Source organism: Clostridium sp. TJA032, assembly GCF_058310275.1.
The window spans coordinates 99923-126360 of the sequence record NZ_JBZEFB010000002.1; the positions used below are offsets into that span (position 1 = coordinate 99923).

General features: G+C 26.2%; 22 protein-coding genes and 1 pseudogene. All 23 read right to left on the reverse strand.

The window, feature by feature from the left end; genetic code table 11:
- Positions 1-94: 94 nt before the first annotated feature.
- Positions 95-2707, reverse strand: a complete 2613-nt coding sequence (locus AC4FRL_RS07600) for a 3'-5' exonuclease (RefSeq protein WP_491139620.1) — start codon at positions 2705-2707, stop codon at positions 95-97.
- A 520-nt stretch (positions 2708-3227) separates the two neighbouring features.
- A pseudogene (locus AC4FRL_RS07605) lies at positions 3228-4018 on the reverse strand (endonuclease/exonuclease/phosphatase family protein).
- 12 nt (positions 4019-4030) lie between these two features.
- On the reverse strand, positions 4031-5701 hold the full coding sequence (locus tag AC4FRL_RS07610; RefSeq protein WP_491139621.1) for a PTS transporter subunit IIBC: 1671 nt from the start codon (positions 5699-5701) through the stop codon (positions 4031-4033).
- Positions 5702-5788: 87 nt separating this feature from the next.
- Entirely contained in the window at positions 5789-7453 is a 1665-nt protein-coding gene (locus AC4FRL_RS07615; protein WP_491139622.1) for a glycoside hydrolase family 13 protein, read from the reverse strand.
- Positions 7454-7752: 299 nt separating this feature from the next.
- Positions 7753-8745: a LacI family DNA-binding transcriptional regulator gene (locus AC4FRL_RS07620; protein WP_491139623.1), complete on the reverse strand. Its 993-nt coding sequence runs from the start codon at positions 8743-8745 to the stop codon at positions 7753-7755.
- A gap of 140 nt (positions 8746-8885) precedes the next feature.
- The gene (gene htpG, locus AC4FRL_RS07625; RefSeq protein WP_491139624.1) at positions 8886-10757 is read right to left on the reverse strand and encodes a molecular chaperone HtpG; all 1872 of its coding nucleotides are present in this window, start codon (positions 10755-10757) and stop codon (positions 8886-8888) included.
- A gap of 266 nt (positions 10758-11023) precedes the next feature.
- Positions 11024-11413: a zinc ribbon domain-containing protein gene (locus AC4FRL_RS07630; RefSeq protein WP_491139625.1), complete on the reverse strand. Its 390-nt coding sequence runs from the start codon at positions 11411-11413 to the stop codon at positions 11024-11026.
- Between the two features lie 16 nt (positions 11414-11429).
- Complete coding sequence (locus tag AC4FRL_RS07635) at positions 11430-12071, reverse strand: putative ABC transporter permease (RefSeq protein ID WP_491139626.1); 642 nt, start codon at positions 12069-12071, stop codon at positions 11430-11432.
- Positions 12072-12197: 126 nt separating this feature from the next.
- Positions 12198-12770: a beta-class carbonic anhydrase gene (locus tag AC4FRL_RS07640; protein ID WP_491139627.1), complete on the reverse strand. Its 573-nt coding sequence runs from the start codon at positions 12768-12770 to the stop codon at positions 12198-12200.
- 140 nt (positions 12771-12910) lie between these two features.
- On the reverse strand, positions 12911-13288 hold the full coding sequence (locus tag AC4FRL_RS07645) for a gamma-glutamylcyclotransferase family protein (protein ID WP_491139628.1): 378 nt from the start codon (positions 13286-13288) through the stop codon (positions 12911-12913).
- Positions 13289-13499: 211 nt separating this feature from the next.
- Complete coding sequence (locus AC4FRL_RS07650; RefSeq protein ID WP_491139629.1) at positions 13500-14390, reverse strand: NAD(P)/FAD-dependent oxidoreductase; 891 nt, start codon at positions 14388-14390, stop codon at positions 13500-13502.
- Positions 14391-14394: 4 nt separating this feature from the next.
- Positions 14395-15816, reverse strand: coding sequence for an NAD(P)/FAD-dependent oxidoreductase (locus tag AC4FRL_RS07655; protein WP_491139630.1), 1422 nt, complete (start codon positions 15814-15816; stop codon positions 14395-14397).
- 81 nt (positions 15817-15897) lie between these two features.
- Complete coding sequence (locus AC4FRL_RS07660; protein WP_491139631.1) at positions 15898-16722, reverse strand: Cof-type HAD-IIB family hydrolase; 825 nt, start codon at positions 16720-16722, stop codon at positions 15898-15900.
- 106 nt (positions 16723-16828) lie between these two features.
- Positions 16829-17419: a YjgN family protein gene (locus AC4FRL_RS07665; RefSeq protein WP_491139632.1), complete on the reverse strand. Its 591-nt coding sequence runs from the start codon at positions 17417-17419 to the stop codon at positions 16829-16831.
- Between the two features lie 236 nt (positions 17420-17655).
- Complete coding sequence (locus AC4FRL_RS07670) at positions 17656-19002, reverse strand: FAD-binding oxidoreductase (protein WP_491139633.1); 1347 nt, start codon at positions 19000-19002, stop codon at positions 17656-17658.
- Between the two features lie 133 nt (positions 19003-19135).
- Positions 19136-20149: a LacI family DNA-binding transcriptional regulator gene (locus AC4FRL_RS07675; protein WP_491139634.1), complete on the reverse strand. Its 1014-nt coding sequence runs from the start codon at positions 20147-20149 to the stop codon at positions 19136-19138.
- Positions 20150-20178: 29 nt separating this feature from the next.
- The gene (locus AC4FRL_RS07680; RefSeq protein ID WP_491139635.1) at positions 20179-22194 is read right to left on the reverse strand and encodes a heparinase II/III family protein; all 2016 of its coding nucleotides are present in this window, start codon (positions 22192-22194) and stop codon (positions 20179-20181) included.
- A gap of 137 nt (positions 22195-22331) precedes the next feature.
- Positions 22332-22610 carry a preprotein translocase subunit YajC gene (locus tag AC4FRL_RS07685; RefSeq protein WP_491139636.1) on the reverse strand — a complete coding sequence of 93 codons (279 nt, stop codon included), beginning with the start codon at positions 22608-22610 and terminating at the stop codon, positions 22332-22334.
- Positions 22611-22612: 2 nt separating this feature from the next.
- Positions 22613-23026 carry a PTS sugar transporter subunit IIA gene (locus AC4FRL_RS07690; protein ID WP_491139637.1) on the reverse strand — a complete coding sequence of 138 codons (414 nt, stop codon included), beginning with the start codon at positions 23024-23026 and terminating at the stop codon, positions 22613-22615.
- 69 nt (positions 23027-23095) lie between these two features.
- Positions 23096-23926: a PTS system mannose/fructose/sorbose family transporter subunit IID gene (locus tag AC4FRL_RS07695; RefSeq protein ID WP_491139762.1), complete on the reverse strand. Its 831-nt coding sequence runs from the start codon at positions 23924-23926 to the stop codon at positions 23096-23098.
- The gene (locus AC4FRL_RS07700; RefSeq protein WP_491139638.1) at positions 23895-24695 is read right to left on the reverse strand and encodes a PTS mannose/fructose/sorbose/N-acetylgalactosamine transporter subunit IIC; all 801 of its coding nucleotides are present in this window, start codon (positions 24693-24695) and stop codon (positions 23895-23897) included. The genes AC4FRL_RS07695 and AC4FRL_RS07700 overlap by 32 nt, the downstream gene beginning before the upstream one ends.
- A 41-nt stretch (positions 24696-24736) precedes the next feature.
- Entirely contained in the window at positions 24737-25225 is a 489-nt protein-coding gene (locus tag AC4FRL_RS07705) for a PTS sugar transporter subunit IIB (protein WP_491139639.1), read from the reverse strand.
- A gap of 14 nt (positions 25226-25239) precedes the next feature.
- Positions 25240-26430, reverse strand: coding sequence for a glycoside hydrolase family 88 protein (locus AC4FRL_RS07710; RefSeq protein ID WP_491139640.1), 1191 nt, complete (start codon positions 26428-26430; stop codon positions 25240-25242).
- Positions 26431-26438: the final 8 nt, after the last annotated feature.

A 26438-nucleotide genomic window follows, 5' to 3' on the forward strand; every position in this document is an offset into this window, starting at 1 on the left:
AATTATTATACAGATTTATATAAAGTATATCAACCTTAGGCTTTTTATAAATTTATTAAAATATACTTTATTACTAAATATAAATACTTTTTATTTATATTATTTTAAAATATTCTTTAGGTATATATCCTATAAAGGTACTTATTTCATTTCTACGACCAAATTTTCCTAAAGAATTATAACTTATTACTAATCTTTTTTTTGCACGGGTTATGGCAACATAAAAAACTCTCTTTTCTTCTTCTAAATTTCCTTCTTTAATTGAAAGGAAAGAAGGAAAATTATTATTCTGTATTCCCGCTAAAAAAACAGTATCAAATTCTAATCCCTTAGCTTGATGAACAGTTATTATTGGTATTCTAGGCTTTTTAGTTCTATTTATTATTAAAGATTCTAATTCTCCATTAGAAAGTCCTGTTAGTTTTATAATATCTAATAAAGAATCTCTATTACTCTTATTTTTATCATCTAAATCTTTAAATAATACATATAAATCCCTTAATCTATTTATTTTTTCTTTATTTTCTTCACCAGTATATATGCTCTTAATATTAAACTCATTAATTACATAAGAAACCAATTCATAAGGTCTTTTGCTTTCTGCTTCTTTAAAGAGCTTATTTAATTTATCTCCAATAAATTTAAATGATTTTAAATGTTTTGACATTAAAGCCATTCTATCCATAGAGGATTTTTTAATTTTCTCATTTATAGCTTTAACTAAAAGTTCTCCTGTTGCAATAATATCATCCATAGCATCATGACTTGGTTTGTGTTTAGTTTCATAAACATTACTTAAATTTTCTAATTTATAATTTTTATTTCCAGGATAAAATCTTCTATATATATCTAAAGTATCATAAAAAGCTTTAAATCTTGGCTTACCTAAATTATTTCTTTCAAGTTCACTACTTAAAATATTTATATCATAAGTAACATTGTGTCCAACTATTATAGCCTTCTCTGAATAGTCTAAAAAATCCCTTAATACCTTTTCTTTTTCTTCCCCTTTTTCTTTAAGCATTTCATCTGAAAAACCATGAACATAATAAGAATCTCCAACTGGCTTTTTATTCTTTAAAAATCTTTCAAACTTATCTATTACTTCTCCTTCTTTATTTAACTTTATAGCTGCTATTTGTATTATTTCATCTTCTGTTACATCAACGCCTGTGCTTTCCACATCAAAGACTATTATATTCTCCTCTTCAAAGGCGTTTATAAGTAAAGAAAACTTCTCTCCATATTCTAAAACAATAGGGTCTATATAGTCAGATAACTTTATTCCAACCTCTTTATAAATAGTAGAATCTATAGTCTCTAAAGTTTTAATTCCAACACCCGTTGGAAGTCTATTAAGTATTCTTTTTAAACTTAAAGAATCATATCTATTAGCTATTAATTTTAAAAATGCTAAAATATCCTTAACTTCCTGTCTTCTAAAAAACTTAAATTGGTCAACAAGTATAAATTCAAAATTAGCTCCCTCATATTTCTCAATATCATATAACTGTTCACTAAGGTCAATATTGTAATTATTATTTCTTGTAAGAACACATATCTTTCTTAAATCCTCTCCATTTTTACAAAGCATATTTACATAATCAAATATAAACCTAGCCTCTTCTCTTATTCCTCTACTTTCCTTTAGTAATAACTTCTCACCAATTTCCTTTGATTCTGCTAATATTCCTTCTTTATAAATATTTGAAACCTTGTCTGAAAAAGAATTATTTAAAAATTCTAAAGAAGCCTTGTTTAAATTCTTAGTAGCTCTATAATTTTTAGAAAATACTATTTCTATAGGATTATATTTTTCCTTAAAAAGTTTAAAAATCTCCTCTGGCTTAGAACCACGCCAACTATAAATTGTTTGAAAAAAATCTCCACATATAAGAACATTATTTCCCCTAAACAATTTTTCAATTATTGAATATTCAACAAAACTTGTATCTTGAACTTCATCTATATTTATATATTTAAATCTACTATTAAGTGCTTTAACAATACTTTCATCCTTAAATAATTCCTTAGTTATTATTATTAAATCATTAAAATCTAGAGCATGGTCTTCCTTTAGCTTACCATCATATAAAGCTACTAATTCATGACCATGAAATTTAATATAGTTTTTAAGCTTTATATTTAAGTTTCCTTTATAAGTACAAACTTGATTTATCTTTTCCTCTCTAAATTTAAAAATATAATCAACTACAGTTTTATATTCATATAAAATTTTATCTTGTAAAGTTTCTATTCTAGCCTTTTCACTCTTTATAAAATCAATGACTTTCTGAATTTGCATAGCACTAGTATTTAAATCTTTCTTAGGATAATAATAATCTAATTTACTTATAACTTCTCTACAATCCTCTTCATCAAAAATTATAAAATCAGAAAAAATATCTGTATTCCTCTTTGCATATGACTTAACAATATCAAAGCAGAAACTATGAAAAGTTCTTATTGTAATATCCTTAGCTTCTCCCCCAACAATATTTAAAACTCTATCACTCATTTCTTTACAAGCCTTATTGGTAAAAGTTATACATAAAATTTCTGATGGCTTTGAATTTTTATTTTCTATTATAGAAGCTATTCTATAAGCTAATGTATTAGTTTTTCCTGTTCCAGCAGAAGCAAGTAAAATAATATTTTTTTTCTGTTCATCTATAACTCTTTTTTGTTCACTATTTAAATTAATCATATTCTTATTTCTCCAAAATTTTATTTCAAATTTCTTTTAATAAATATTACACTACTTATAAATTTAAAATAACCTAATTTTATTCTATATTAATTATTTTATAAAAATATAGAAGATAAAAAAATAAAAAGGTATTACACTTTTATATAAAATAAAAGCTTAATACCACTTTAAAATAATTTATAAATAAAAAAGTTCAACTTAATTTTAAGTTGAACTTTTTTAATCTCTCTTATTCTTTAGTTTAACTTAATTAAAAACACATCTTTTAGCTATAAATCTATTATATCATTTTTGTAAACATTTACTAAAGGTAATATTTAACTATTTATCAATAATATAACTAGATTAATTTAAAATTTATTTTTATTCTCCTTTTTAAATTACAAACAATAAAACATTTTTGGTTTTTTTATATAAATATGTATTTTTAATACATATTTAAAAAAATTCATCAAAAAAAATTTTTTTAAGTATAAAGGAAAAAGCACAAATTAATTGTGCTTTTTCCTTTAAAATTTCATAAAAGTTCAACCTCTACTGCAAAATGGTCTGATATTATTTTTTTATTTACTCCATTAAACAATACTTTACTTCTATAAACTATTGTAGGCTTATTAGTAAATATTATATCTATTCTTAAAGAATTTTTATTTTCTTCCCATCCATCTATGCTTTTATTAACTGTTATACCAGAGTCCTTCTCTTTAGCCAAATCAAAAGTATCAATTAAAAAATTTTCTTTTAAAAAGTCATATCCTTCTCCTTTTAAAAAGGCATTATTATTAAAATCCCCCATTAAAAAAGCTCTATTTTTACTTTCTTTAAGTTTTGATGTTAAATTCTTTACCTGCATTTTAAAACTTTCTTCCTTATCATGCCACCAACCTAAATGACATGAATAAAAATCTATATATTCATTACTAATCTTTATAGTAGCCTTTACTATTTTTCTAGATTTCCAATTTTCCTTAGAATGACTTTTAGAAATATAAAAACTATCCTTTTCTATAATATTATATTTACTTAAAATACAAAGACCTTCTTCATATTTATCATATCCTATATGAGAATAATCCCAAAATAAATCATAAATTTCTCCACTTATTTTTTTATTTCTTCTCTTAAGATTAAGGCATAATTATCCTCCTTTAAATTATTTTCCTTAAAAGGAGCTTTAATGCTTTGATTTACTTCTTGAAGAGCTATTACATCATATTTATTTTCAACTATTGTTTTGGCTAAATATTTCATTTTTAATAATTGATTATGCTCTAAATAAGAATGACAATTTAATGTAAGTAACTTCATTTTTATAATCTCCTAAACACCTAAAATATCCTGAATATCTGATTTTAAAACATCAGCTTTAGGCCCATATATAGCTTGAACTCCTTTATCCTTAACAATAAGTCCTAAAGCCTTATTGTCTTTCCAAGCTTTTTCATCTCCAACTTTTTCAATATCCTTAACTGTAACACGAAGTCTAGTCATACAAGCATCCACATCTACAATATTATCTTTTCCTCCTAAAAGTTCTATAGCTTTAATTGCTAAGCTATCTATATCCCCTTTATTACCTTTAGAACTTTTATTACTTGAAACCTCTGAATCCTTATCTTCCTCATTCTCTATATAATTTCCATTTCTACCTGGAGTAGCTATGTTAAATTTCTTTATTAAGAAATTAAAAACAAAGTAATTTATAAAGAAAAATACTATAGCAACAATTATAAAGTTTATTAAATCCTTGCTTAAACCAGCATTTATCATAAGAGGGGAACGAGTTATAAGTTCTATAATACCAAATGCATGTACTCTTAAATTTATAATATCTGCTATAGCAAATCCTAACCCTGCTATTACTGCATAAACTACATATAATATTGGTGAAATAAACATAAACATAAATTCAATAGGTTCTGTTACCCCTGTTAAAAATACTGCTATAGCTGCTGAAAAGAATACTGATTTATATTTTTTCTTTTTATCTTTATCAACATTTTTATACATAGCTAAAGCTATTCCAATTAATGAAGCACTAGATAATATTACTTGTCCTGCTTTAAATCTAGCTGGAACCACAGTACCTATAAGTTGATTATATGATGTTACATCTCCTGCTTGTCTAAAATTATTTAAGTCAGTTATCCATGCAAGCCATAAAGGATCTTGTCCTGCAACAACTTGTCCTGCTGTTGAACCTGTAAGAATTTGATAAACTCCTCCAAGCTCTGTATAGTTTACTGGAACTGTAAGCATATGATGTAATCCAAAAGGTAATAATAATCTTTCTAAGGTACCATATAAAAAAGGTGCTATAACTGGTGCTGTATCTTTAGATGTTGCTATCCATTGTCCAAAAGTATTTAATCCATATTGAACAAAAGGCCATACAAAAGAAAGAATTATTGCTGCTATTGTTGAACCTATTATAACTACAAAAGGTACAAAACGTTTACCGTTAAAAAATGCTAAAGCGTTAGGTAATTTATTATAGTTATAATATTTATTATATAAAGCCGCCCCTAAAAATCCTGATATAATTCCAACAAAAACTCCCATGTTAAGAGCTGGTGCACCTAAAACGGAAACAAAATAATCCTTTACCAATAAAGTTTGTCCTGTAAAAGATTGTACTGTAGCAGTAGAATCAGGAGCTAACATAGCATTACTAACACTAAAAATAACTCCTGTTATTCTATTTATAAGTACAAAAGCTATAGTTCCAGCAAAAGCTCCTCCTGCACGCTCTTTTGCCCAAGAACCTCCTATAGCTACAGCAAATAAAAGATTTAAATTCCCTATTATTGCCCAACCTATATCTTCCATAACTCTTGCTATAGTTCTTACAAAATCTACATCAATATAAATACCCATTACTTTTCCAATTGAAATCATAAGACCTGCTGCAGGCATTACAGCAACAACAACTAGCAATGCCTTTCCAAACTTTTGCCAGAAATCAAAAGAGCCTAATTTAAAATTCTTCATTCTCAAACCCCTCCATGTATTATTTAGTCCCTATAAAATTTTATTTTTTAAAATTTCTAAAATACAAAAGAATTTATGTATTTTAAATTAAGATACCTTATAAACCCTACATTCATAAGGTCTTAATATAAATTCAGTTAAATTTTTATGCTTAGAAACTTCATAATTTTTAAGAATTAAGTCCTTAGAATTTAATTCTATTTTTTCGTAAGAATACTTAGCTTCTTCACTAGTTAAATTAGCTATTATTAAAAAAATTTCCTTATCTAAAGTTCTTGTATAAGCAAAAATACTTTCATCCTCTTTTAGAATTAAATCATATTTACCATATATTAAGGTCTTGCTTTCTTTTTTTAGTTTTATAAGTTTTTTATAAAAATTTAAAACTGAATTATTATCCTTCTCTTCCTCTTCAACATTAATCTTTTTATAATTTTCATTAACTCCAATCCAAGGTTTTCCCGTAGTAAATCCTGCATTTTTAGTAGAATTCCATTGCATAGGTGTTCTTGAATTATCTCTTGAAGTTATCCAAGCTTCCTTTAAAGCTGCCTCTTTTGAAACTCCACTTTCAATTCTTTCATTGTAAGTATTTATAGTTCTTACATCATCATATTCATAAATGCTATTATATTTAACATTGGTCATTCCAATTTCTTGCCCTTGATATATAAAAGGTGTACCTTTTTGAAGAAAATATATTGCTGCAAAAGCCTTTGCAGATTGATTTAAATAGCAATTATCATTTCCCCATGTTGAAACAACTCTAGGTATATCATGATTTTCAATAAAGAGAGCATTCCATCCTTTATTTTCTAAAGAATTTTGCCAAAGAGTTAAAGTATCTTTATAGGCTTTAACATTAAATGTTTTTCCCTCTTCATAATTCCAAAGGTTAAGATGTTCAAATTGAAATATCATATTAAAAGTTCCTACTTCCTCATCTACCCAAGTATCAGCTTCACAAGCCTTAACTCCATTAGCCTCACCTACTGTAACTATGTCATAATTTGAAAATGTTTTTTCTTTTAATTCTTTAAGATAAGAATCTATGCCTTTTACATTCATATGCTTTTCAAAAGATGGAACATATTTAAGCCCCTTAGGATTATCAATATCTTTAAGTCCTGCTTCTTTCTTTATATGACTTATAGCATCAACTCTAAATCCATCTATTCCTTTATTAAGCCACCAATTAATCATTTTATAAATTTCATTTCTTACCTCTTCATTTTCCCAATTTAAATCTGGTTGTTCTTTTGCAAATAAATGAAGATAATATTCCTTACTTTCTTCACAATATTCCCAAGCTGAACCTTTAAATATACTTTCCCAATTGTTAGGCTCCTTATTGTTTTTTCCTTCTCTCCAAATGTACCAATCTCTCTTAGGATTATTTTTAGAAGATTTTGATTCTATAAACCAAGGATGTAGAGAACTTGTATGATTTATTACTAAATCTATAATAAGTTTCATCCCTCTATTATGAACCTCACTAAGTAAATTATTAAAATCATCCATAGTTCCAAATTCATCTAAAATATCTTTATAATCACTAATATCATACCCATTATCATAATTAGGTGATTTATACATTGGACACAGCCATATTAAATCAATTCCTAAATCTTTTAAATAATCTAATTTTGATATTATTCCATTAATATCTCCTATTCCATCTCCATTAGAATCCATAAAACTCTTAGGATAAATTTCATATGCCACTAATTCTTTCCACCATTTTCTACTCATGTTTTCTCCTTATGTTTACGTATTATTTCTTTTATTTCAACTAATTTAGGCAAACGTTTGCACAAATCTTAAAAAAATTTGTTTTTTAGAATAACCTAAAAAACAGTTTTAAAATAAAAATTAAATATAATGCTTATCTTTAATAAAATATGATTTTATAGTCTTATAATATCAGATATATAAAACCTTTACAAAATTGATTTCATTTAAATTTTATTTAATTCTCTTTAAATTTCTTTATTTTTCTTTAATATACTTAATATTTTATGCAAACGTTTGCCCATCTTTCATGAGGAAATTTATCCCCTATCTATTAACTCCGTATCTACAATACAATATTTTTTTCTATTATCTAAACCTCCATTTAAATAATCTATAAGTAGCTTTGTAGCTTCATATCCTAATTCTCTTGCATTTATATCTATAGATGAAATAGGTGGATTTTGATATTTAGTCATGGGAGTATTGTTAAATCCAACTATTTTAACTCCTAAGATATTTTTTTCATTTAAATATTTATTTACACCTAAAGCAAGTAAATCATCTGTTGTAACAACAACCTTAGGAATTTTTTTTGATATTATATTTTTTATAGCTAAATAGCCACATTCCTCCGAAAAATCTTTTCCCTCAACAACCATATCTTTATCATAACTTAAATTATTAACCTTAAAAGCCTCTTTAAATCCTCTCAATCTATCCTTTGAAACATTCCAACTTTTTTTACCTCCAATAAAAGCTATGTCAGTTTTTTTATTTTTTATAAAACTATCAACTAAGCTAAACATTGCTTTAAAATTATCATTATCAACCCATAAAACATCTTCTTCATCTGGTCTTCCTATAACTACAAAGGGGAAATTTATATCCTTTAAATATTTTATAGTAGTGTCTTCTTCCTTAACAGACAATAAGCAAAGTCCTTCTAGTAAATTATTCCCTGAAAACTCTTTTATTGTTCTTAATTCATCCTCATCATTTTTGCTAAAAGCATACATTATATAATAACCATTTTCCTCTGCAGACATGCTCATTCCTCTCATAGCTTCTACAAAAAAAGGATTTTTAAATGAATCATCAGCCTCATTTGGTAAAACAACTCCTAATATTTTTGTTTTATTACTAACAAGACTTCTGGCTATGGCATTTGGTTTATAATTTAATTTTTTTATAGCCTCATTTACCTTTCTTTTAGTTTCTTCACTAATTTTAGGGCTATTAGATAAAACTCTTGAAACAGTTGAAGGGGCTACATTAGCTTCTTTAGCCACATCTTTAATTGTAACCTTCACAAAATCACTCCTTCGTACTTTAAAATATACCATAAAATTCTTTTATAATCTACAAAAGCCCCTTTAGGTTTAATTTATAAAAGTAAAAAAGGCATAATAAGCAATATTTAAATTCCTTATTACACCTTTTGAGTTTAATTCTATTTCATTAATTTACAAATATCATTTGTAAAATCTACAGGATCTTCAACGCTTAAACCTTCAACAAGTAAAGCTTGATTATAAAGTAATTTTGTATATAAATTAAATTTATCTTTATCATTTTCAAGAGAATCTTTTAATGAATTAAATACTTTATGATTTGTATTAACTTCTAGTACCTTTTGTGCCTTAACCCCTTGATTATTAGGCATAGCACTTAATATTTTTTCCATCTCTATTGAAAGTTCACCCTCTGAAGATAAACATACTGGATAATTTTTTAGTCTACTTGAAGCTTTTACTGCAACTATTTTATCACCTAAAGCTTCCTTAATAGCTTCAAATATACCTTTATTTTCTTCATTTTCTTTCTTATTTTCCTCTTCTGATTCTATTCCTAAATCACCACTAGATACTGATTTAAATTCTTTATCCTTATAGCTCATAAGCATTTTAATTGCAAATTCATCTACATCCTCTGTAAAATAAAGAATTTCATAACCTTTATCTAATACCATTTCAGTTTGTGGCATTTTTTCTATTCTTTCATTTGTTTCTCCAACAGCATAATAAATATACTTTTGTTCCTTATCCATTCTTTCAACATATTCAGCTAAGCTTACCATTTTCTTTTCTTTAGATGAATAAAACATTAATAAATCTTTTAATTCATCTTTATTCATACCAAAGTCATCATAAACTCCGTATTTTATTTGTCTGCCAAAAGTTTTATAGAATTTTTCATAACTTTCTCTATCATTTTTCATCATAGATTCTAGTTCATTCTTTATCTTATTTTTTATATTTTTAGCAATACGGCTTAATTGTCTGTCATGTTGAAGCATTTCTCTTGAAATGTTAAGTGATAAATCTTGAGAATCTACTATTCCTTTTACAAATCCAAAATAATCTGGTAAAAGTGATGAACATTTTTCCATTATTAAAACACCATTTGAATATAGCTCTAAGCCTTTTTCATATTCTTTAGTGTAGTAATCATATGGTATGTTTTCAGGAATATAAAGAATTGAATTATAACTTATCATCCCGTCAACACTTATATGCATATGTCTTAAAGGCTTGTCAAATCCAAATCTTTTTTCCATATAAAAATTATTGTAATCTTCATCAGTAAGTTCATTTTTATTTCTTCTCCATAAAGGAACCATACTGTTTACTGTTTCTTCTTCAACATACTCTTCATGTTCATTTTCTGTTCCTTCTTTAATCTTAGATTTTGTAATATCAAGCTTAATAGGATATCTTATAAAATCTGAATACTTTTTAATTAATGATTTTAATTTATATTCTTCTAAAAATTCATCATAATTTTCATCCTCATCATTTTCTTTTAGATGTAAAATTATATCAGTTCCAAAAGAATCTTTTTTAGCTTCTGAAATTGTATATCCATCAACTCCATCAGATTCCCATTTATATGCTTTATCTTCTCCAAAAGCTTTTGTTATTACTGTTATTTTATCTGCAACTAAAAATCCTGAATAGAATCCAACTCCAAATTGTCCTATAATATCAAATCCATCTTTGATTTCATTTTCTTTTTTAAATTGTAAAGAACCACTCTTAGCTATAACCCCTAAGTTTTCATCTAGCTCTTTCTCTGTCATACCAATACCTTTATCTGATATTGTAAGAGTTCTTGCCTCTTTATTTGGCACTATCTTTATATAATAATCATCTTTATTAAAAGTTAAGGAGCTATCTCCTAAGGTTTTATAATAAACTTTATCTATAGCATCACTAGCATTTGAAATTAACTCTCTTAAAAATATTTCTCTATTTGTGTAAATTGAATTTATAACTATGTCTAACAATCTTTTTGATTCTGCTTTAAATTCTCTTTTTTCCATTTTGAAATTTCCCTCCAAAAATAAAAAACTCTAATTGTTAGCACTCTATATCATTGAGTGCTAATCTATAATTCTATATATAACACTTTTTTCAATTAATGTCAATATATAAAGAAAATATTTTTACAAAAAAATGTATTAAATTAATTTTAATTTAATACTCTATTAAAGTATAAAATTAGCTATAAATTAATCTAATACATTTTATAAATTTATATGTTATTTTCTGTTTTGATAATTACTAAACTTAGTATGTAAAATATTATCTAAAGTTTACTTCCACAATAAGGACAATATTTATAATCTCCTTCTATTTCTCTTCCACAATTTGGACATGTTCTTTTTAGAGCTTTTTTCCCATAAACTTGTCCTTCTTTTATAAGAGTCATATCATTTTCAGAAATATCCTTAATAATTCCTTTTTCTATATCTTTTCCTTTTTCTTTTGAAATTTCATAAATTGAATTACATCTTTTGCAAATAACATAAAACCTCTCATTCCATCTAAAGATAGGAATAAAGAAAAAATGAAAATATTCATAAGTTTTTATCAAAACACCTTTTGTTTTATTATCACAAGTTCTGCAATATATATTGTCTATGTCCTTAACCTGTTTTTCTTTAGTGTCAATTCCAAATATACCAACAAAAAACATAAAATTCTCCTATAAATTAATTTTTAAATATCATATTAGGATATATCTTCTTTAAAAATTCATCTGTATATTTTTTATCAAGAAATCTTTCTAAAGCATTTCTCGCTTTTTTTCCTTTTCTTCTTTCTACTTCTCTTCTAACAGCTAAAGAAGATATTATAATATCTGGCACTAAAAATATTACAAATATTAAAGTTATAACCTTTATACTCTGTGTAGAAAATAACCCCATAAAATCATCAAATAAAGGGTAAATATCCTTTAAAAAGAACACCCCAAGTATTCCCCAAAAAATAGAATATTCAACACTAGTTCTTCCGTTAATACTTAAAGACTTGCTATTATATTCCCAAGATACGCTTCCAAAAAGTTTTTCTTGAAAAAAAGAACATAAATATTCAAATACACCTCCTACAACTGCGCTTATAAAAAATATTATTATTCCATTATAGTGGATAAATCTATATAGCAATAAAGTAAGTACTACTCCACCTATTCCATATACTGGACTAATTGGACCATAGATTAATCCTTTTCTACTTTCAAAATGACCATTTCTTACATAGCACCAAATCATTTCTACGCAGTATCCTAATACAGAACCAATTGTGAATATCCAAATTATTTTATAAATATTCATGGTATTGCTTATATACATCTTTTATCCCTCCTTTTTAAATTAGTAATATATCTAATTATATCACTTATAAAAAGTTTTACCTATAATACTTATAAGACTTATTTTATAAATAAAAAAGATACTTACTTAAAAGTAAGTATCTTTTTATTCGTATCCATTTACAATAACTTTAAGTTCTCCTGTATGAGGGTCTATAACTAACCCATGAATACTTACATCCTTTGGAATTAAAGGATGTTTTCTTAAAGAATCTACACTCTTTTTAATTGATTCTTCTACACATCCAAATCCGTGAAGCCATTTTTCAACTTCTATTCCACATTCTTTTATTGTAGATATAGTTTCTTCTTTTATCCCTCTATCTTCCATTTTCTTTATCATATCTCTAGAGTTTAAATTACTCATACCACATCCACTATGTCCTACAATAAAAACATCTTCTGCATTAAATTCATAAATTGCAACTAATATACTTCTTACTACACTTCCAAAAGGATGCATTATTGTAGCTCCAGCATCCTTTATAATTTTTGCATCACCATTTTTTATGTTCATAGCCTTTGGTAATAACTCTGTAAGTCTAGTATCCATACAAGATAAAATAACCATTTTCTTTTCTGGTTTTTTACTTGCTTTGTATTTTTCATACTCCTTATTTTCTACAAAGTTTTTATTAAATTCTAATATTTCATCTAATCTTCTTATATTGCTTTTCATATGTACTACCTCATAAATAATATTTATTATTCTTTCAAACTAATTATTTATACTACTATAACATAAATACTTAAAACCTATAGCAAATTAATCTAAAATTATTTTAAAAAGAATTAAGACTTTTATATTTATTAATTATTTTAATAAATAATTCCCCAATCTTTGTATCCTTTACTAATAACCTCTAAATACCTTTTTTCAGGCTTATTTTCACCTTTTTCTTTCATAATATATGCAAAGGCTTCATAGGAAACTCCCTTTGAATCTTGCACAATAACATATTTTTTTTCGTATAAATCTGAATACTCTACATACTTTTCTAAAATCTTTAAATCATTTATAGAGATTTCATAAATAGCACCATAAACCTTTTCACCATTACAAGGTACTATATCTGCATACTTATTGTAAGTTAATTTATAATTATTAAGATGTACACCAACCATAGGAATAGCTTCTGGACATCTTTTTTTCATCTGCTCTAAACATAAATTACTACCATAAGCAAAATAGACCATATACTATACACCCTCTTTTCAATACTGCTAAATATTATGTAATAAAATAATACATTACTTAATTTTAACATAATATAGCAAATTAACTCTACCAAAATCGAAATTTCGGTAAAGTTAATTATTAATATTGAAAATCTATATAATATTGCCAAATATTACTTCATAGATTTAATATATAATCTATATTGCTATTTTTATAGTAATATAGTTTTTAACTTAATTTTTCAATTAATTTTTTACATTCTTTTTCAACATCTTCTATATTTTTATGAATATATATTGCATTTCCACAAGCATATATTCCCTCTTTTGATGTTTCAAAATTTTCATCTACAAGAGCTCCTGTTGTATTTGGGTTTAATTTAAGACCACTTCTTAAAGCAACTAAACCATCTGAAACCATTGGATAAGAAAAAATTACTGTATCACATTTTATATTTTTAGTGTTTTCTTCATTTTTTATGGTTACAGAATCTACTCTTCCTTCTCCATGTATAGAAGTAATTTCATATCCTTTATATAAATTATTGCTTAAATCAAAAATTTCATCTTTATTTTTATCTGTTATGATTCCTGCAATTTTTATATTATGTTTCTTTAAATCTTCTTGAATCATGTAAAGAGTACTATCCCCTACTATAAATATATTTTTACCAGGAATCATATTTTTCATTCCAAATATTTTTTTAGCCATTCCAACTGTTAAAATTCCAGATACACGTCCTCCTGGAATAGAAACTGCATTTCTTCCTTTTTCTTTTCCACCATTAGCTATTATAATATTTTTTCCTTTTATCTTTTGAACTCCCTCTTCACTACTTGTACAAATAATTTCCTTTGATTCTTCTATTTTTAAAACCATTGTATTTAATTTAACATCTATATTTAGCTTGTTAAATTCCTTTAAAAGTTCATCTTTATACTCTAATCCAGTTATATTTCCTTTTTCACTTATATTATAATTAGCTGAATTTAAAGCTCCTCCTAAAACTGAATCCTTCTCTATTAAAAGAATATTTTCTATTCCAGCCTCTTTGCCATAAATAGCTGAAAGAAGACCTGATGCTCCTCCTCCAATTATAATTAAATCATATTCTCTCATAGACTTAATCCTCCTTAAACCCAATAACTGGTGAACATTCACTATTTTTATTTATTTCACTTATACCTATTCCTAATTCTCTGCTTAATATCTTACTTATAGGAATTGTACATCCAACCCCTTGGCATCCTCCCATAGAAGCTCTAGTTCTTCTTTTAACTGCATCTATAGTTGTAGCCTTTATAGGTCTATTAATAGCCTCTATTATTTCACCTTCTGTTACAAATTCACATTTACAAATCATATGTCCATAAGCTGGTTTTTCTTTTATTAATTTATTTTTTTCTTCTAAAGAAAGTTCTGAAAATCTAACTATTTTTTCTCTAGTACCTTTAAAGTTTTTATTTTCTTCTAAAGAAAGTTTTTCTTTAATTATATTAACAACATATATTCCTATAGCTGGTGCTGCTGTTAATCCTGGTGAATCTATACCTATAACATTTATAAAATTTTTAGCATCTTCAACTTCTTCTATTATAAAATCACCTTCAAAAGTTTTTGGTCTTATACCTGAGAATGTATTTAATATTCTTGCAATTGGCATATTATCAACAGATTTTTTACTCTTATCTAAAATTTCATCTATTCCTTCTCTAGAAGTTTCTAAACTTTCTCCACTTAAAGCATTAGGTCCAACTAAAAGATTTCCTTCAACTGTTGGAGTTACTAAAACTCCCTTACTTAACTTGTTAGGAACTTGGAATAAAGTCTTATTTATCATAGCACCAGCTACTTTATCAAATAAACAATATTCTCCCTTTACTGGATTTAGTTCTCTTTTGTTCATGCTTATAATATTATTTAAAAAAGCACCTTCTAGTCCTGAAGCATTTATTATAATTTTACCTTTCACAAAGCTATCTTTGTTTAATGTTATCTTATATCCCTCTTCTATTTTTTCTATGTTAGTTACCTTTGAATTAAATTTAAACTCAACACCATTTTCTACTGCATTTTCCGCTAAAGCAATAGTCATTTCATAAGGACTAACTATCCCTGAAGTTTTAACACTTAAAACTTTGAAAACTTCTTTATTTAAATTAGGTTCAATATTTAAAGCTTCTTCTTTACTTAAAATTTCAAGTCCAGAAATCCCAAGCTTTTCTCCATTTTCTTTTAAACTTTCTAAAGTCTTAGCTTCTTCCTCATTAAAAGCTAAAATAAAAGCACCATTTCTCTTAAAAGGAAATTGTAAATCTCTTGATAAGTCATCAAAAAGCTTATTTCCTTCTAAATTTAACTTAGCTTTTAATGTTCCTAATTTTTCATTATATCCGCCATGAACTATACCGCTATTACCTTTTGATATTCCTTCAGACACATCACTATTTTTTTCAATAACTAAGGTTTTTAAATTATATTTTGATAATTCTCTAGCTATAGAGCATCCAATTACTCCAGCACCTATTACTATAATATCTTTCATATGGCATCTCCTTTTAAAATAAATTTTGCACAAATAAAATTTTATTTTTAAATAAAAAGCAAGAACCTATTTCCCTTAAATTTAAAGAACAAATTTCTTTATAGCTTTACTAACTCCACCATGTTTATTATCATCAGTTACATAATCTGCAACTTCCTTAACTTGCTCTATTGCATTTCCCATAGCTACACCAATTCCAGCCCAACTTATCATAGATAAGTCATTTTCACTATCTCCTATACACATTACTTCTTCTCTAGATATACCAAGATATTTTGCAAGTTTTTTAACAGCTTCTCCCTTTGAACTACCTTTTTTCATTATTTCAAAGTTATCATCCCAAGAAGAAACTACTTCTAAGTCTTTTGAACATTCAATTAGTTCTTCCTTAGCTTCTTTTAACTTATCTTTAAATTCTTTTTCAACACAAACGCCTTTTAATATTTCTCCATCATATTTTCTAAAAGCTTCTCCTAAATCTTCAACAACTTCTAATCTTACTTGTTTATCCTTAGGTAAACTTCTATTTAAAACCTTATAAACATGATTTTCTGGCAATTCTTTTGTTGAAACAATTCCCCAATTTGTAGTTACATATGTAAATAGGTTATCTTTTTTTGTTATTATATTAAAGTCTTCTAAATCACTTAATTTAAGTGGATTATTATATATTTCCTCATCATTAACTCCACCAATGTAAGCTCCATTACTAGCTATAATAGGAGTTTTTAATCCTATTGTGTCTGAGTACATTCTTGCACAATCATAAATTCTTCCTGTAGTTATTGCAACTACTACACCTTTTTTTACCGCTTCTCTTATTGCATTTTTATCTTCTTCAGAAACTCTTTGCTGATCCATAAGCAAAGTTCCATCCATATCTATGCATATTAATTTTATACTCATACTAAACACTTCTTTCTTTTGTTTATTCTTATCTTACACTGTCATTTTAAGACTAGGGCACTAATAAGTAAACTACATGTTTTTTATATTTTTAATAATTTTTTACTTATATATTTTTATTATTTAATTCCTTTACATTTTGTGAGTTTTCACTTTCTTTTAATTGTTTTACATTTTGTGAATTTTCATTGCCTGTTAATTGTTTTACCTTAGTTGATTCTTTATTTTCTGATATTTCTTTTGCACTCTCTACTTTTTTCTTTTCATGTAAATGCTTTTTATGATGTGTATTATTTTCATGTGTATGTTTTTTATGATGCAAGTGTTTCTTGTGATGTGAATACTCACCTTCATCAGCTTCTTCAAAAATTGTATTAGCACTTGTCCATTGTTGAAATCTTATTTTTACTACAAGTCCATATAATCCAAAGGTAATTACAATAAGAAACCACCAAAGTATCCAATGACCTATTAACTCCTTTGGACTTCCTATAAATTTTAATCTTTTCCCACAAACAACTGTATGTTTGCAAGTAGAATCATATTTCATACATATTATCCAAGGATATGCTAAACCTAAAGTTACAACTCCTAAAGCTATCCATTTTATATGATTTAAAATTGTATTTTTAAAAGTATTGTCAAAATATGAGTCATATTTTTTCTTATTTAATATAATAGATGATTCAAAATTCATATTTCTTCCTCCTTTCTACATTAATTTTAAAAATTTCCTTCATATAATTACAATTTTTATAAATATATTATAATTTATTTATGAAACTTATCAATGAAACAATATTATTAATTTTTTTAAAATATATTTAAATTTAATAGATATACAAAATATTTCCTCAAATATTTTGCAATGTATCAAATTTAATACATATAAATAGAAAGCATAGAAAACTTTGAAGTTTTCTATGCTTTCTATTATTTAATTCCTTGCTCAAAGGCAAAAAATCTATCCTTATCATATTTTTTTCTTACATCTCTTAATTTATATTTATTTTTTCCATAATAATCTTCCTCATAATCCATAAGACCTTTAAAAGGAAAGTTTATAAAGGAACCTTCTGTAATGCTTTTTACATACTTAAAATTATTTTCTACCCATTTTATATTTTTTTCTGCAAAACAATCTTCTTCCCAAACTGATTGTATTCCCATTATAAATTTCGCATCTCTATAATAAAATGCACTATCCTCTTTGTTTATATCTTCTACAGCTCCCCCTAATCCATAAAAAGATATTGCATTATAATATGCTCCTTCAGCTTTTTTTGAAACTATATTTATAAGATTTTCTATTTCTCCTATACTATAATCTCTAAATACAAATCTTCCTGTTGATTTATATTTCTCATAAGGAGGATGACTATATTCTATTTTTCTAATAACCTCTAAAGCATTTTCATAAGTTAAATTAAAATCAATATTTGAAGGAAACTTAAAGGGAAGTAAAATTTCATTAGCTTCATCTTTATTTCCATAAAATATCCCTGTTATTTTAATTCCTACCCCCTTTTCTTTTGAATTATAAATTGCAGTCTTTAAATTCATTCTTCTATCTAAGGTTTTAAACTTATCTTGTAAAGTTTTTATTATATAAACAAGTTCTTCTCTATCAGCATTTTTATAATCTATATCTATTAAAGTAGCCTTTTTTATTTTATTTTGAAGTTTAAAGGTCATTGAAATAACTATTCCAAAATTTCCTCCTCCACAGCCCTTAGAAGCCCAAAATAAATCTTTATTTAAAATTTCATTTGCAATTATAATTTCTCCATTGCTATTTAAAAACTTTATTTCTAAAAGATTATCACAAGTTAAACCAAATAATCTACTAGAATATCCCCATCCTCCTCCAAGAGTAAGACCTACAACACCTACTGTAGGACATCCTCCACCAGGAAAAGGATAATCTAAATTTCCTAAAGCTTCATATATATCCTCATTTGTAACTCCACCTTCTATAGTTACCTTTTTATTTTCTTCATCTATAAATATCCCATTCATTTTGCTAAGGTCTATTACTAAAGCATCATTTTCTATAGAATATCCTTCATAATTATGTCTTCCTACTCTAATTGTAAAGGGAATTTTATTCTCCTTAATCCATATTAATGCATTTTTAATATCCTGAATATTTTTACAAAAAACTATTCCTAAAGGATATTTTTTTATAGCCCTATTCCACGACTTTATTTCTTTTTCATATTTTACACATTCTCTTGTAACTAAATCACCAGTTAATTTAGTAAAATCAACCTTTACCATAAACTTCACCCTCTATACTAAATATTCTATTTTATGATAATATCACAAGTTCTTTATTTATAAAACAAAAAAATAAGTGAAAGATTACTACCTATTTTGTAAATAAGTTAATCCTTCACATAAATATATAAAATTATAAGTTTGTTGATTCTTCCCAATTTATATTACATTTAAAAATTTCTGATTTATAAAAATCCTCTTTTTCTTCAATCATTTCAATAAGCATTTTAGCTGCATATTTCCCTTCCTCATATGTTGGTTGGTCTATAGTTGTTACAGAAGGAGTAGCATACATTGTCCAATCCCACTTATCAAAACCAATTATTCCAACATGATTTGGAACAGTAAATCCTTCCATTTTTATTGCTTTAAAAACCTTTTGAAGTATTTTACCATTTATTGCAAAAACTAAAGTTTTTTTCTTAGGATTTATATCTATTTTTAACATCTCTGCTATTTCATCCACTTCTGTGTTTTCATTTATAATTTCAATAATACTTTTACCATTTACTCTACTTACAGCATCTTCAAAACCAACTTTTCTCTCCATTCTTGCAGCTAGTTTATCTGGAGATTCAGTAACTAAAATAAACTCTTCATATCCCTTTTCTGATAATTTTAAAATAGCTTCATAAACTATTTCATAATTATTTGTCTTTACCCATTTTCCAGTATACTTTGAAGAAACACTATCTAAAACTACAATCTTTTTTCCTTTGTTTTTTATAGATGGATATAACTTGTCAAAATTTTTAGTAGGTTGAACTATAAATCCATCAACACCCATATCTAACATCTTTTTAAAATATTCCTCTTCATTATAATAATCTAAATTAGTGCTTCCAACTAAAATCTGATATCCTTTTCTTCTAGCTATCTCGCCAATTCCTTTAACTATATTACTACTAAAAGGATTTGTTATATCTGCAACTACAACTCCTATTAAATTAGATTTTTTTAATTTTAAACTTCTAGCCATTATATTAGGACTATAATTAGTTTCTTCAATGACCTGCTCTATCCTTCTTTTTGTATCTGGAGACATCTTGTCAAATTTTCCATTTAAATAAAAAGATACAGTAGTCTTTGAAGTTTTAGCTTTTTTAGCAATATCATTTATAGTTAGCTTAACTCCTTCATTTACCACAATTTACCTCCACATAAAATATTTTTATATTACGATTTTAAACGAATTATTTCTTTTTTATCTTTTAGGGTATGTATAACTAAAACTTTACCATAGATAGGTAATCCATCACAAATATATACCTTTGCTCCTTTAAAAGTTTCTTTATTAAATATAATAGCAGTATAACTTTCCTCTTGATTTATAATAAATTTTTTAGCAACTACCATATTTTCATCAAATTCACCTTGGAAATTATATTGTACAATACTAGGGTCATCGATTTCTATATTTTTTAAACTTTGGCCTAAAATTATATCATAGTTTACAAAATTATCAGTAAAAGTTTTTTCAGTTACTACTTTTTTACTATTATTTATGCTATTATAATTTTTTGAAACAAAATTTCTTTTAATAAATCTTCTATCTATATTCTTATTATACATCCTCATTTTATTTTTTTTACCTATAAGACTTACATATTCACCTTCTTCAATAGGCTTAATTCCACAATCTAAATTATAATAATTTTTGCAAATATGTGTTCCACTACATCTTACTTCATTAACAATTATCCATATATCCTTAGATATTACTAACACCTTTCTTATAACTGTATAAGGAGTTTTATCTTCTAAAGTTGCTAAATACACCATCTCTCCATAGGATATTTCATTGCTTTCTCTAAAATAATTTTTAACTGTTTCAGGATACTTACAATATTCCCATGAATTTTTAGGAATAGCAAAAGGTGAATCATCAATTACAGTTACATTGTGAGCCTTTACTGACTTTAAATACTCTCTTAAAAGGTCCTCTTCAACATAAGTATAACGGCCAGAATCTATAAAAAATGGCTCCCCTTCATAATGAATTGAAAAATGCCCTAAATCGGAATGACCATGACTACTTCCTAAAGTACCATTTTTTAAATAAGTAAAACTAGATTTTTTACTCCAACCACTTCTTATATAAATATTTCCTGAGTCTATAAAAGATTTGCTAAAGTTTTCAACTTCTTTAGTCTTTATATTTTTATATTTTAAAAAACCTTCTTTTCCAAATAAAAATAAACTTTTTAAATCAATTGTTTCAAAAGACCTAAACTTTAAATAAGGGTCATTAAACAATATAGCTGCTCTAAGAGTAACATCCCTAATATCGGTTCTATCACTATCCCCTTGAGATACTTGCATATAATTTGAATCTGAACAATAAATTAAGTACTTAGCCATAGAATGTATTTTACTTAAAAAGTTTTTATCTAGATTAACATTAAAATAATTACAATAATATATGGTTAACATAGATGAATTTAAAACCTCAATATGATACATTATAGATTGTTCCCAATGAGAACCATCTTCTAAAACTTGAAGATTTATCTCCCTGTATAATTCATTTATAGCCCATTTATATAAATTATCCTCTTCAAAAAAATCCTTTAACCATAAAGTAGAAATTATTATAGCTGTGCTTTGTAATACTCCCCAATTACTAAGAACATATTTATCAATATAGGAATTTCTTAGGTATTTTAATTGCTCCTTTATACTAAAAACTAACTCTAATATTTCATCATTGTTAATCTTATTTTCATAAATTAAGTGCATTAAAGCTTTAATAAAACTAAGAGTTCTTATTCCTGTATCTATTGTTCTTAGTGTCTTTCCACCCTGTTTTTTTATTTTATTTTTTCTAATCCAGTTAAATATTAACTCCTTTAATTTATCTAAATATTTATAATCATCACTATAGTAATAGGCTATAATTAATTTATCTAAATATTCATGTCTATTAAGCATAAATATCCATTCTTCATCTCCATTAGGAGTAAATTCCCAGTTCAAATTTTTATTTACATAAGGTATATTACATTGTTCCATATCCCATTTATCATCAAATATAAAGGAATTATTAAGTAATAAATTAGCCCCTATAAGCTTTTTTTTCAAGTCATTATTAAAGTTCTCTTTTAAATAACTTCTAAAAAAATTTGTATCATATAAACTCATAAATTTATTAACTTCTAATTTTAATTTTTCTATTTTAATTAAATTAACCATAAAATCCTCTCCAAATTTTAAAAAATAAAGACTACTTAAAATAAGTAGTCTTACTCTCAAATTAATATTTTATTATCCCAGTAATTTGCTCTTTAAGCCACTTACTTAAATAAAAATTTAATGACTATTTTATAATCTTAATTTAGAACTCCCATAATACTTTCTTTGTCTATTTCTACTATAACGCCCTTAGAAATTTCTAACTTAACTATATTTTTCTTTATATCTTTTATTATTCCATATATTCCTGAAATAATAATAACTCTATTTCCTACCTTTAAATTTGATAAATACTCATCTCTAGCTTTGCCTTGTTCCTTAATTCTTTTTTTCTGTATAATAGGTAAAATAAATGATACCAAAATTGTATATGCTGCAAGTATTAATATTATTAGCCAAAGTACTCTTTCATTCATATTTAACAAACTAAATCCTTTCTACAAATAACTGATGACATTTCATGTAATTTATTTAAAGACTCATCTATTATACCTCTATGATTAGAATTATTATCTAAAACTAAAGTATTCATTACAACTTCTAAAATACAAGCTACAGAAACTCCACCAACTACATACTGACTATCTGAATTTTCATTTAATAAAATTTCTCTTGAAGTTATTTGAAAAGGTGCTCCTCCTGTTATATCAGCAAAAACTATAACTTCTTTATTATTTTCTATATAATTCTTAACCTTAACTGCAAATTCATCATGAGTTATTTCCTCATTTAAGTTTATGGCATCAATGCCTTCTTCCACTCCAGTTAATAATTTTATTACAGATTTTATACCTGTTGAATATTCTCCATGTCCTACTACTAATATTTTCATATCTCAATACTCCCATATCAAATTTATTTTAGAGAGTAGACTTTTATCTACTCTCTAATATTTATTCTATTAAGCTAAAACCTTTAAAACAGATCCTAAAATACCAATAGCTATTGTTAATATAACTAAACGGTAAGTTGTCCATTTACGTTTCTTTATAAGATAGAATACAAATATTGTATATAATGCTGGTAAAAGAGCTGGTGCTATTTTATCTAACATTTCTTGTATTGATACAACTTTTTCAGCTCCATCTGGCATTTGAGCTGTATATTGATAAGCAATTTTTATTTTTGTAAAAGAAACTGCTAAACCTGAAATTACAGTAACCCCTATCATACTAGCTACAGCAGATATTTGAGCCATTTTTTCACTTAAAACATCTATAATGCTAGTTCCTAGCTTATATCCATATATTCCTGTTAATAATTTAATTGTTAATAAGATAGAGTTCATTGCTACAAAAAATAATATAGGTCCAGCAATTAGTCCATCTTGTGCTAAACTAGCTGCTATTGTTGAAAATAATGGTGCTAGGCAAAATTGTGAAAGTGAATCACCAATTCCTGCTAAAGGTCCCATTAAAGCAAGCTTTATAGTCCTAGCTTCTTCTGAAGATCTTCCTGAATCAAGCATTACTAGATGTAAACTTGTAATAAAAGGAAGGAAATGAGGGTTAGAATTAAAAAACTCTACATTTTCTCCTAAAGCTTTTTTAAATTCATCTTCATTATTTCTATATATCTTTTTTAAAGCAGGATATAGTATATTTGCATATCCTAACCCTTGATAGTTACCATAGTTAAATCCATTCTGTAAAAAGAATGCTCTAAGAGATGTTTTTATATAATCACTTTTAGTTAATGCTCTATATTCCACCTTCAAATACAACCTCCTCATCATCATTATAGCCATCGCTTGAACCACTATTAGAATTACTTGCTCTAAAGTGTTCTATTAAAGCAAAGATTGCTCCTACAAAAGCTACTCCCATTACTGGTAAATTTAAATATCCTACACATACATATCCTAATAATACAAATGGTATAAGTTCTGTTTTTGCCATTATTGATAATATCATTGCAAAACCTATAGCTGGTAGCATTTTACCTGCTATTGATAAACCGCCTATTAACCAAGCTGGTATAAGTTCTACTGCTGCTTGTAAGCCACTTGTACTAAATGCTCCAGCAAACCCAATAATAAATCCTACAATAGCAAAAACCCAAATAGTTGCATTTGCACCTATTTTAAATTTTATCCAATTACCTTCTTTAATTCCTTTATTTGCATACTGTGTTAATCCTGTTGCAAAAGTATAAGTTGCTGTTATTAAGAATTGAAAAGCTACTGCAAAAGGGAAGGATAATGCAAGAGCTGTTGCAGGATCCATTCCTTGACTTTTCATAGTAATTGCCATTAAAGTACCTATAATTCCTGGTCCCATTGGATTTGGTGGAACTGTACCTCCAGCACCTACTCCAAATCCCATGAAAGCTATTTCAGAAACTGCTCCCATAGCTAGTGCAGTTGGAATATCACCTAATATAACCCCTACACCTAAAGATAAGATAATACAACGGTTTGTATAAAGTCCAAGTAACATACCTGCTAAACAGAAGGATGTCCACAAACCTATTAAAAGACATTGAATTAATGTAACCTCCATATAATTACCTCCATTTTAAATAACCCTTTACCGTTAAATTATTATAAATATTTAGTTATATCTACTTGCATTGCTCCATCATCACCTCTAGGTGTTGTTTTTGTATTAAATCTTATATTATATTTTTCTGATAACTCTCTTAAAGCTACCTTATCTCCTTGTCCTAGGAAAATTGAACGAGTAACTTGCTCTTTTCCTTCAGCATTGTGTATATTTCCTATATTAATCTCACTAACAGGAACTCCACCTGCAATTAGCTTTAATGCATCATCAGTTGTTTTACATATTAAAAATATTTTTTGTTGTGGTGAAGCTTTATGAATTAAATCACAAGTTTTTTGAATTGAAAAAAATCTCATAGCTATAGATTTTGGTACAACTGTTTTCATTAAAGTTTGTTGTATCTTATCTTCACTAGCAATATCATTTGCAACTATTACTGTATTAACTCCTAAAGAATTTAACCACATTTGTCCTTGACCATGAACTAGTCTTTCATCAATTCTCATCATTTCAATATTTACACCCATTTTCAACACTCCTTCTACCAATAAAGATTCCAATCTTTATAAAATCTTATTAATGCTTCTAGGAAGAAATAATCTCCCCATATATTTCCTTCATCTATTCCTTTACCTGAATGCCATGAATAAACACCATGTAATAAAACCGGTTTTCCTTCTTCTATATCAGGATTCATATAATTTTCAATTAATGCTCTTAAAATATTATGCATTGCATATTTATATACTTCTTTATTTTCATAAACTTCTGGTAAATACTTATTCATTTCATGCATTCCACAAACTGCTATAGCTGCTGCTGAGGAATCCTTTGACTGTGGATCTCCATCATTAAAAATTAAATCCCAGTAACAAACATTATCCTTAGGTAATCTATTTAAGAAATAATTAGTCATTCCCTCATAAAGGTTAAAACAATTTTCATTTCTTGTATATCTATAATTTAATGGAATACCATAAATTCCCCAAGCTTGTCCTCTAGCCCAAGAAGAATCATCACTATAACCTTGTCTAGTAACCCCTCTTAAAGGTTTTCCCGTTTCATTATCCATATAAAATGTATGGAATGCAGAGGCATCATCTCTTATAACATTATTACAAGATGTTACAAAATGTTTATCTGCTATATTTCTATATTTTAAATCTCCAGTTTCATCACTAGCCCAATAAAGTAATGGTATATTTAGTAAACAATCTATTATAAATCTATAATGGTCTTTACTTCCAAGTTCACCCCAAGCTTGAATAAACTCTCCCTTTTCTTGATACCTAGAAATTAATTTATTAGCAGCTTTTATTGAAGCTTCTCTAGCATCTTTAGACTTTGTTAATTTGTATCCACTTACAGTAGCTAAAGAATATAAAAACCCTAAATCGTGATGATCTAACTCTATATCTTTTTCCACTCTGTTTTTAAAGGACTGAACATTTTTATCAGCTAAATTCTTATATTTTAACTTTCCTGTATAGTCATAAGCAAGCCATAATAATCCTGTCCAAAACCCATCTGTCCATTCTATATTCTCTATAATCCCATATTTATTATTCTTTGTTGCAGAAGATGGAAATTTTTCTTTAAAATATTCAATATTTTTGTCTATTTGCTTTATAACTAAATCAATAGCATTTTTAACTTCATTTTTAGTTAATAATTTAGTTTTCAGAAATTCTTCTCTTTTTTTAATCTCCTCAACCTTTATCTCCTTAATCATAAATAACC

Excerpts from the sequence above, each read along its gene's own strand:
- AC4FRL_RS07600 (WP_491139620.1), bottom strand. The coding sequence starts at position 2,707 with ATGATTAATTTAAATAGTGAACAAAAAAGAGTTATAGATGAACAGAAA.
- AC4FRL_RS07610 (WP_491139621.1), bottom strand. The coding sequence starts at position 5,701 with ATGAAGAATTTTAAATTAGGCTCTTTTGATTTCTGGCAAAAGTTTGGA.
- AC4FRL_RS07615 (WP_491139622.1), bottom strand. The coding sequence starts at position 7,453 with ATGAGTAGAAAATGGTGGAAAGAATTAGTGGCATATGAAATTTATCCT.
- htpG (WP_491139624.1), bottom strand. The coding sequence starts at position 10,757 with ATGGAAAAAAGAGAATTTAAAGCAGAATCAAAAAGATTGTTAGACATA.
- AC4FRL_RS07630 (WP_491139625.1), bottom strand. The coding sequence starts at position 11,413 with ATGTTTTTTGTTGGTATATTTGGAATTGACACTAAAGAAAAACAGGTT.
- AC4FRL_RS07635 (WP_491139626.1), bottom strand. The coding sequence starts at position 12,071 with ATGTATATAAGCAATACCATGAATATTTATAAAATAATTTGGATATTC.
- AC4FRL_RS07640 (WP_491139627.1), bottom strand. The coding sequence starts at position 12,770 with ATGAAAAGCAATATAAGAAGATTAGATGAAATATTAGAATTTAATAAA.
- AC4FRL_RS07645 (WP_491139628.1), bottom strand. The coding sequence starts at position 13,288 with ATGGTCTATTTTGCTTATGGTAGTAATTTATGTTTAGAGCAGATGAAA.
- AC4FRL_RS07650 (WP_491139629.1), bottom strand. The coding sequence starts at position 14,390 with ATGAGAGAATATGATTTAATTATAATTGGAGGAGGAGCATCAGGTCTT.
- AC4FRL_RS07655 (WP_491139630.1), bottom strand. The coding sequence starts at position 15,816 with ATGAAAGATATTATAGTAATAGGTGCTGGAGTAATTGGATGCTCTATA.
- AC4FRL_RS07660 (WP_491139631.1), bottom strand. The coding sequence starts at position 16,722 with ATGAGTATAAAATTAATATGCATAGATATGGATGGAACTTTGCTTATG.
- AC4FRL_RS07665 (WP_491139632.1), bottom strand. The coding sequence starts at position 17,419 with ATGAATTTTGAATCATCTATTATATTAAATAAGAAAAAATATGACTCA.
- AC4FRL_RS07670 (WP_491139633.1), bottom strand. The coding sequence starts at position 19,002 with ATGGTAAAGGTTGATTTTACTAAATTAACTGGTGATTTAGTTACAAGA.
- AC4FRL_RS07680 (WP_491139635.1), bottom strand. The coding sequence starts at position 22,194 with ATGGTTAATTTAATTAAAATAGAAAAATTAAAATTAGAAGTTAATAAA.
- AC4FRL_RS07685 (WP_491139636.1), bottom strand. The coding sequence starts at position 22,610 with ATGAATGAAAGAGTACTTTGGCTAATAATATTAATACTTGCAGCATAT.
- AC4FRL_RS07690 (WP_491139637.1), bottom strand. The coding sequence starts at position 23,026 with ATGAAAATATTAGTAGTAGGACATGGAGAATATTCAACAGGTATAAAA.
- AC4FRL_RS07695 (WP_491139762.1), bottom strand. The coding sequence starts at position 23,926 with ATGAGGAGGTTGTATTTGAAGGTGGAATATAGAGCATTAACTAAAAGT.
- AC4FRL_RS07700 (WP_491139638.1), bottom strand. The coding sequence starts at position 24,695 with ATGGAGGTTACATTAATTCAATGTCTTTTAATAGGTTTGTGGACATCC.
- AC4FRL_RS07705 (WP_491139639.1), bottom strand. The coding sequence starts at position 25,225 with ATGGGTGTAAATATTGAAATGATGAGAATTGATGAAAGACTAGTTCAT.
- AC4FRL_RS07710 (WP_491139640.1), bottom strand. The coding sequence starts at position 26,430 with ATGATTAAGGAGATAAAGGTTGAGGAGATTAAAAAAAGAGAAGAATTT.